Consider the following 7,741-nt stretch of genomic DNA (forward strand, 5'->3'; position numbering starts at 1 on the left):
CTGCGGCCTGCGCGCCTTGGCACACGTCAGCTATCTGGAGAGCACCCGCGCCAAGGCGCAGCTAAACCGCGACCAAGCTGATCAATTTTACACCGGGAACTTGGCCAATTTTGCTCCGGGATTGACATCGGGGGAGGCGACGTCGTCGCTGAAGGGGCTGATTAGGTTGATTGAGAGTTCATGCTCCCGACCTAACAGGTGATCGTCGAGCTTGCGGCTGAAGCTGTATTCATTGCCCGTCGCCAGATGCTTGATTTTGCGGTGGCGCAGGATCGTATCAAACGCCAGCGTCTCCATTTCCTTGGACAGCTCGGACGGATCGACATTGAGTGCCTTGATCTCGGCCTCGACGTCCTTCTCCTCGTTGGTCAGGAATTCATAGACTTCGCCGTTGCGCTGAATGAGCGTGTTGCGCTCAAGGAAGGACAGGGCTTCCTCAATTTTGCGGCGCTGCTTGACCTGGTCGGTGTCAAACTCGGAGAGCAACAGCACACTTATATTACGCACAGTCGGCTTGAATTCCTTGACGTATTTTACAAGGAAGAGCGCTTTCAGCACCTGGATCGCAAATGGATCGATGTCCTGAATTTCCTTTTCGGCAATCTGGATCGACTGCTGAACCGCAGACTTCAGAGCGGTACGGATGCCTTCGAACATAAGGTCGAACGTTGCAAGGCCGCCCACAGGCTGGTCTGCCATCTTCTTGGCAACCTCCTGAAACACACCCAGCATCGAGCGTTCGCCGACCGAGCTGTGCTTGCCCTCAAAGGCATTGTGCTGCGACAGCGAGGTGATCGCCATCTGGAACAGCATGTATTGGTAGGGTGGGAACGGGTAGCTCGAGACAAAGTTGGTCCGCCCATCAAAGTTCTTCAGTTTGATAGATCCGTCCGTGAAATCGAACAGGGTCTTGAGGTTGTTCTCCTCACGATCATGCAGGTTACCAAGCCTGACTTGGCCCTCCTCAGTCTTCGAAAGGAGGCGGCGCTGGATGACTTCAGCCACGTCGGCCGAGTTCAGTGGCATCTTCACGCCAAAGCGCCCCATGATTTTCGAGAAGTCTTGCGACTGGAATGTCTTTCCATCCCCAATGATGGCTTCCATGTCCTGCTGCGAGGTAACAATCACCCAAGCCTGCCCCTTGCACTTTGTGTTCAGGCTTTCGGCGATGGTTTGCAGGTTCGTCATCAGCTTGACGTTCTCGGCGATGTATTGGCCGACCTCGTCCACGAAGAAGTTCAACCGGAACTTCGGCCCTTGCTTGTCGATCCAGGCCTTCACCTTGACGGCAAAATCCTCGATCGAAACCCGGGTATCCGCCCGGTACTGACCCAGAATATCCCCGGCATCCGTCGGGTCTCCGCCTGTGACCTCAGCAAAAGCGGTCGCAATGTTCTTGCGCTCAAGCGCGGCCTGCTCCCGGCCCCGCTCCCAAGGCTTGTCGGCAGCTGCAGCGTAAGCATCTTTGAATGTAGCCAGCTGGCCGCGATCATCGAGGTCGCGTTCGAACTGCGCAATATGTGGCAGCTTGCCGTAGTAACCGCAGGCCTCATCAAAGACCTTCTGGAACACTGAGAGAAGCGCGTCCACGTCGGTCTTGGAAATGACGTCGGCCTTTTGGTCGATATTGAACAGGATCGATTTCGAGGGCACCGACACAGCCTTGCGCAAGGCGCCCAAAAGCATGGGCTGATCGGTCAGCTTCTCTTCGAAAATATCGAAAGACCGCGCGCCATCAACTTCCCGGTTTTCCATCAGAAGAGCGAGCATCTTCAAAAGGTGTGACTTACCTGAGCCGAAGAAGCCAGATATCCAAACCCCGTTAGCGGTGTCATAGTTGTTGTAAGCGTCGAGGAAGGTCTCGAGGCGTTTGCCGATCTCATCTGTGATGACATACTCGTCGAGCTCGATGCGCAGGCTCGCTTCATCGTCAGCCTTGATCACCCCATCAATCGGGCGGTCGACGGGTTTGGCGAAAATACTTCTCAGAGCGGTGGTCATCGGGTCAGACCTCGTAGTTCAGAATGTTGAAAGCACGGTAATACTTGTCGTCATGCAGCAGCCCGAAGAGATCGAGGGATCCTCCGGTCGCCGTGGAATGCGTATAGCTGCCAGGGAAGAACAGGACGGTCGGTCGGTCCTTAGCCGTGCTTTGAAGGTTGTTGAGCACATTGTGTGAGCGGATGTACGGGTAGACTTCGCCCACACCGGACAGAAAGATCACGTCATGCGGCGTAGCGGCGATGGCCGCACCAATCTTCGGGATCAGGTGCTCATGGACATCAAGAACGCCCTGCAGCAGCTCGCGCAGCTCTGACTTCTCCATGTCAGGTTCTGCCGCCAAGACGTCCTCGAGGATGCCACGCTCCTCCAAGAGTCCAAGGGAAATGTCGTAGAGGCTCAGATCAAGCGCGGTCACGCCTGCATGCGCGATCCGCTCGATCAGGTCGCGCCGGTCCTCGATCATGGTGATGCCTTCTTCCGCCGAGAAAGGGCAGATGAAAAACGGCACTTCATTGCCAAGCCCCTGCTTGGTCAGGAACCGTTCGCTGGTGATGACCCGGTAGAGGTGCTCGGCGCGTTCCTTGCGTGATAGCTGCGGGATCATGATGGACCCCCGTCAATTACAACGCCAGGGAACACCGCCAGATCGGCGGGGTTGGTCGCCTCCACCACCTGCCGTAACTGGGCCGAGAGATACGTCGACTGGATCCGGTGACCGTCGGAAATAACGCCAGCCTCCCGCATCATGCGGAACAGGATCTGTCGGAGCTTGTTACGGGTGCTGTCGCTGATCGAGGCCAGCCCCTCATTCCAATCGGCTTTCGCATCAAAGAAGATGTCGAAACTCTCCAGCGGCAGGTCTAGCTGATAGGCGATATACCGATCACAAATAACCTCGACAGCGAACTCACGCACGAACCGATAAGCTCGACATGTGGCGACCCAAAGAAGGTGTTGCTGCTCTTGCCGCCCAGCATCTTCAACCAGAAACCGGACCTCGTCTTCGGTCAGGGTCATCAGCCGGTTGACGATTTCGCGGAGTGTGCGGCGGTTTGAGGCCGCCTTTGGCAAAGACGTCGCCCCCTCTTCGAGCGCGCGTGAAAGCGTTACTTTCCAATCTTCACCAGCCACGTGCAGCTCGGCGACGATCACGCTCTCGTTCAGAAACAGCCCTCCAGATGTGAAGGACATCTTGTAGGGCTGCTGGGTTGTTCCGAAGTCTGCTTTCCTTGTCGCCATGGTCATCCAACGACCTCGGCACGATTAAGTAGAATAATCTGCTGGTCCTGCGGTCGCCGTGCTGCGGGGTCGGTATCGAGACCCAGACGCTTCAGCGCGTAGAACAAAAGCGCGCGACGGACTGCGATCTGCGCGTGGCCACCCTCCATGCCGTAATCCATCTCGATCGCGCGGCGCTGGTTGTCGGAGAGGTCCGGATGCGGCACGATCTCGAGCACGACTTCTGTTTGCCAGGCGTCATCGGCGCCAGGGTCCGACGTAACAGGCCCTTGCCCCCCGACCTCCACGATGCGTGAAAGCAGGAAGTCCTTGAATATCTGATCGTTCTGGCAAAACGCGCGGGCATGCCAACGAAACCCGTCAAAGGCCAGAGCATGCGGTTCGATCCAGCGCGCGCTTGGCTCCGCGCGGGACATCGACTGATAGGTCACTTGCAATGCGGCCGGCTCGCGGATCGCCGCGAGAACATCGCGCAGTGTTTCTGGCGATACACCCCGCGCGGGCGTTGGCGTCGCCTCAAACCCCGGAAACACGCTGATCCAGCTTTGCTTTGCGCTCACCAATCCCTGATCGACCGCACGCAGCTGCGCGAAGTACTCCTCCGCATCGGGCTTGAGATATTTGGGCTTGAAGTGTTTGCCGCGCAGGTAGGTGCGTAAGCTTTTATCATACACAAGGTTACGGTTGGCCTGATCAATATAAGCGTTCAGGTCCAGCGATGCCTGCTGTGTAGAAACCCCGAACGCGTCCATCAAATCCCCCCGGTTTATCCGCCCCTGCCAGAACAGGCGAAACTCGATGAACTCATATCGACGTTCGACACCCCAGTTCAGCTGCTTGCCCTTCTTGCGAGTCACTTGGTGCCCTCATCTATATGTCGCAAAGCTACACGCGTCCAGTTTTTAGATTGACTCACAAATCAGACCATATGACCTTTGCAGAGTCAGTAAGTCGATTCGTGGCAAGCCCGTCATGTTATTAGATGCATCACAAACTTGGGGGCTCACCCCAGCATTACCCTTCCACGCTGCTCACGGGAAGGGAAAAGGAGCTTTTGGATGACAAAACTTCGTACGCTCACCGTATCCTTGTTGATCAGCACCTGCCTGACAGCAGGCGCCTTCGCGCAGGAAAGCTCTCCGCTGGACGCAGAGATCGTGGCTATCGACAGCCAGATTGCTGAAGTCGACGCCACGATCGCCCGCTACGACGCGGGATTGATCCGCATGCTGGCCGAAAGCCGCCGCGAGGCTCTGCTTCTGTTGCGCACGGTCGTGGAGGTACGACAGGAGGCGGAAGCAACAGGCGCAACGATCGAGGTCACCGTACCAGCGGTCGAGCCAGATCCAGAGCGCGCCGAGCGGCTTCTAGGAGAAATGGCCGCACAACAGCAGCGCGTCGAGGCCGCGGAGCGAGAAGCGGCTTCGGCAGGGGGATTGATCCAGGCGGTGGCCCTCAGCCGCGTGGAAACGGAAAAGCTCACGCTCGCTCAACTGCAGATGGCCTATCTGCAGGCCCGTTACGGCATCTCCTTCCCGGTGACACCGACCGTGATGAATTCAGCGCCGCCCATATCCGACCCAACTTCGCCTGCGGCCATGGCTCAAGGCGAAGAGGTCGCTGAGACCGCGCTGCCTTGGGCCGACCCGGACCACCCGGATATCGACTATAGCCTCACGCCATTCGAGCAGGCGCATAATGAAGGGGATCAGATCTCGGGCTGGTGGGTGATCAATGAAGAGCGGGCCGCAATCGACGACAGTCCGTCGGTGGTCGCGATCAACTATTCAGCCTATGACGCGCGCAGCTTCGGTGGCCTGACAGCCCTACTTGCGCAGTGCCGTGAGGGCGACACGTCGGTGGTGTTCGTCCAGGACGATTTCTTGATCAGTGCCATGCGCCGGGATTCGTTCGACATCTCCTACCGGATCGACAGCGATCCTGCGCAATCGACGCGCTGGAACGAGCTGACCAATAACAAGGGGGCCGGGCTGTTTGGCTCTGGCTCAGAGGGGTTCCTGCGCGGCCTCTATGATGCCGAGAGCTTTTTCATCCGGCTCACAGACGGCAATGGCCAACGCCACGATGCAGAATTTGATCTAGCCGGAATTCAGGAAGCGATTGAAGCTGTAGCAAGCGCCTGCGGGTGGTCGACGGTCGATCTTTCGCCCGACGACTACCGCGCGATCCAAACGCTCCTGAATGCGGGCGGGTTTGAAGCGGGCACCCCAGACGGGGTTTGGGGCAACGGATCGCGTAATGCGATGCGCGCATTCCAGGAGCAACGCGGTCTGGCCGTCACCGGCGCGCCCGATCGCGCAACCCTTGAGACATTGGGCGTCCAGGCCGGCGAATAGCAACCTGCCCTCCACGGCCCCGGCTGCAAATCATCCGTGATGTGATGCTGTGGCCTACGGGCGACTTCACAGGGCTTGGGTCTTCCCTGCGGGATCATCCGTTTATGTCTCGTCACCTCTGCAAAAAGATTGGTCCACCCTATGCGCTTTCTTCTAGCCCTCCTTCTGTTCTCGTTTGTTGCCGCCCCGGAGGCCCATGCCGATCGCTTGACCGGCGTTGCCAGCGTCATCGACGGCGATACACTGGAAATTCGTGGGCAGCGCATCCGGTTGCATGGGATCGATGCCCCGGAAAGCCGGCAAGTTTGCGCCACGGCCGAGGGTCAGCGCTGGCGGTGCGGACAACAAGCGGCACTGTCTCTCGCCGAGAGGATCGGCCGTCGGCAGGTCAGCTGCACCGTGCGCGATATCGACCACTATGGCCGCTTCATTGCGGTCTGTCATCAAGACGGTACCGATCTGAACAGCTGGCTCGTGCGTGAAGGGTGGGCCATCGCTTATCGCCGATACAGCCGCGACTACATCCGCGATGAGAACGAGGCCAGATCCGCACGGCGCAATATCTGGTCCGGACGCTTTGACATGCCGTGGGACTGGCGCCGCGCGCAACGTGGTGGATGACTACGGGCGACGCTGTCACCTTGCGATCTTGCTAACCACCGCAACCACCATAAGTATCATCAATGTTGCAATAGTATATTTTCGTGTGTATGCTGGGTGAAGATTGTCAAGGGTCCTTGCCATGCGTTTCGAATTCAAAAACCTCCCTCTGGCGGCCTTTTTAGCTCTCGCCTTGACCGGCCCAACAGTTCCGACGCAAGCACGTGCCCAAACCTATCCGATCGACTGCGCCATCCTGCTGTGTCTGTCGGGTGGGTGGCCGGCTTCCGTGCCGTGCGCACGCGCGCGGGCCGAGTTCATCCGGCGCATAACGCCTTGGCCGGTGGAGCCACCGCTTCAGATTTGGCGCTGCCCGATGGGTGCATCCTACGATGGGCCAACGAGGTCGCGCCCGACGGACCGGATCTATGCTGCCTTATTCGGCGGTGCTGGGACCCCACCAAACTCTTCAACCCCGCTTTTGAACCACGCCTCCAGGGCGAGAGACATGCTCGGGCTGGAAGACTCCGACGCTGTCTGGGGCAATCTCGTGCGGGCTGATTATGCCCTCGATCTCGTAGAAGACCGCGCCGACATCGATATCAGCGGCCCAGAATTTAATTTCGTGCGCTCCATTCGCGTCTTCGATGTACGGTATGCGCGACAGAATGAGTCCGGGCGCGATGGGGATTGCAATCGAAGTGCTGTCGTGGTGCTTGGCACCTACGGCACACAGGGCGACTTTTCGTGGCAGACATCGTCACCCGCAGCGCTTCCTGCTGCGCATGCCGGTCTTGAGCGATGGGGCGAGCACTGCCCAAGCATTTATCACAGATCCGTCTTCGTAGAGTGGCGTGATTATAGCGGGAATTACGGCTTCGAGCAGGTCAATTACTAACCGGTGGGCCGCGGCAACGTCGGACCGGTCCATAAGCGGTATCTAACCTGCAACGCCGACCCAGGCATAGGCTTCAGACTTATTACGCCCTTTTTCTTACATGTCAGTCGTCGGGACAGGGCATCTGCGTGAGAAACGCGAAGTCGATTTCAGCTTTATCGGCATCGCAGAGATCCGGGTAGAGCTTGGAGACGCGCTGTGGGCCATGCACATCCCAACGGATTGCTAGTGCACCTGTGTTCCAGCGATAAACCCAGCCGACAATGTTGTTCTCATCGACCGCAATCAAATTGGCGATTGCGACGCCTTCGACCTTATCTTCATTCACTGTTTATTAACTTCCTGCAACTGGGCTTTGCGGATCGCAGTTTAGGCTTCAAAAGCGTTTGCTGCAGTGCCATGCCGGTTTTCGTTAATATCGGTTAATTTATCTTCCTCATGGTTCCGATATTCACACTGGGAGAAGTCAGCTCCCGTGATCTCGATTGATGAAATAGCTCAAATTCGGTGGTCGGGCTGCGTATTCCGGGGTCATCCGGCCAGTGATTCCGAAAGTATCCGGCCACCCATTCCGATTTTATCCGGCCACTGATTCCGGAGCATCCGGCCACCCTGTGATGTGATGCTGCGAGGCAATCTGTAA

General features: G+C 57.8%; 8 protein-coding genes. 3 read left to right on the top strand and 5 right to left on the bottom strand.

The annotated features are described in order from the left end of the window. Window positions 1-87: 87 nt before the first annotated feature. Genes brxC through ROE7235_RS18175 form a run of 4 tightly spaced genes read right to left on the bottom strand, consistent with a single transcriptional unit; the run spans window position 88 to window position 4,100 of the window. The gene (gene brxC, locus ROE7235_RS18160) at window positions 88-2,001 is read right to left on the bottom strand and encodes a BREX system P-loop protein BrxC (protein ID WP_245964025.1); all 1,914 of its coding nucleotides are present in this window, start codon (window positions 1,999-2,001) and stop codon (window positions 88-90) included. 4 nt (window positions 2,002-2,005) lie between these two features. Continuing rightward, window positions 2,006-2,608, bottom strand: coding sequence for a DUF1788 domain-containing protein (locus tag ROE7235_RS18165; RefSeq protein ID WP_121097130.1), 603 nt, complete (start codon window positions 2,606-2,608; stop codon window positions 2,006-2,008). Next, the gene (locus ROE7235_RS18170; RefSeq protein WP_121097133.1) at window positions 2,605-3,249 is read right to left on the bottom strand and encodes a DUF1819 family protein; all 645 of its coding nucleotides are present in this window, start codon (window positions 3,247-3,249) and stop codon (window positions 2,605-2,607) included. Before ROE7235_RS18170 ends, ROE7235_RS18165 begins: the two co-directional genes overlap by 4 nt. Next, the gene (locus tag ROE7235_RS18175; RefSeq protein WP_121097136.1) at window positions 3,246-4,100 is read right to left on the bottom strand and encodes a BrxR family helix-turn-helix transcriptional regulator; all 855 of its coding nucleotides are present in this window, start codon (window positions 4,098-4,100) and stop codon (window positions 3,246-3,248) included. Before ROE7235_RS18175 ends, ROE7235_RS18170 begins: the two co-directional genes overlap by 4 nt. A 201-nt stretch (window positions 4,101-4,301) precedes the next feature. Between ROE7235_RS18175 and ROE7235_RS18180 the strand changes: the two genes are divergently transcribed. The 3 genes from ROE7235_RS18180 (at window position 4,302) to ROE7235_RS21000 (ending at window position 7,098) form a co-directional block, all read left to right on the top strand. After that, entirely contained in the window at window positions 4,302-5,600 is a 1,299-nt protein-coding gene (locus ROE7235_RS18180) for a peptidoglycan-binding domain-containing protein (RefSeq protein ID WP_121097139.1), read from the top strand. Window positions 5,601-5,741: 141 nt separating this feature from the next. Further along, the gene (locus ROE7235_RS18185) at window positions 5,742-6,221 is read left to right on the top strand and encodes a thermonuclease family protein (protein WP_121097142.1); all 480 of its coding nucleotides are present in this window, start codon (window positions 5,742-5,744) and stop codon (window positions 6,219-6,221) included. Window positions 6,222-6,342: 121 nt separating this feature from the next. After that, the gene (locus ROE7235_RS21000) at window positions 6,343-7,098 is read left to right on the top strand and encodes a hypothetical protein (RefSeq protein ID WP_183073578.1); all 756 of its coding nucleotides are present in this window, start codon (window positions 6,343-6,345) and stop codon (window positions 7,096-7,098) included. Between the two features lie 103 nt (window positions 7,099-7,201). On the opposite strand, the gene ROE7235_RS18195 is transcribed toward ROE7235_RS21000, so the two are convergent. Beyond that, on the bottom strand, window positions 7,202-7,426 hold the full coding sequence (locus ROE7235_RS18195; protein ID WP_121097148.1) for a hypothetical protein: 225 nt from the start codon (window positions 7,424-7,426) through the stop codon (window positions 7,202-7,204). Window positions 7,427-7,741 lie beyond the last annotated feature (315 nt).

Source organism: Roseinatronobacter ekhonensis (genome assembly GCF_900499075.1).
Lineage (GTDB): Bacteria > Pseudomonadota > Alphaproteobacteria > Rhodobacterales > Rhodobacteraceae > Roseinatronobacter > Roseinatronobacter ekhonensis.

Bases quoted from the DNA above. Each gene is read 5' to 3' on its own strand.
- brxC (WP_245964025.1), bottom strand. From the start codon at position 2,001: ATGACCACCGCTCTGAGAAGTATTTTCGCCAAACCCGTCGACCGCCCG.
- ROE7235_RS18165 (WP_121097130.1), bottom strand. From the start codon at position 2,608: ATGATCCCGCAGCTATCACGCAAGGAACGCGCCGAGCACCTCTACCGG.
- ROE7235_RS18170 (WP_121097133.1), bottom strand. From the start codon at position 3,249: ATGACCATGGCGACAAGGAAAGCAGACTTCGGAACAACCCAGCAGCCC.
- ROE7235_RS18180 (WP_121097139.1), top strand. From the start codon at position 4,302: ATGACAAAACTTCGTACGCTCACCGTATCCTTGTTGATCAGCACCTGC.
- ROE7235_RS18185 (WP_121097142.1), top strand. From the start codon at position 5,742: ATGCGCTTTCTTCTAGCCCTCCTTCTGTTCTCGTTTGTTGCCGCCCCG.
- ROE7235_RS21000 (WP_183073578.1), top strand. From the start codon at position 6,343: ATGCGTTTCGAATTCAAAAACCTCCCTCTGGCGGCCTTTTTAGCTCTC.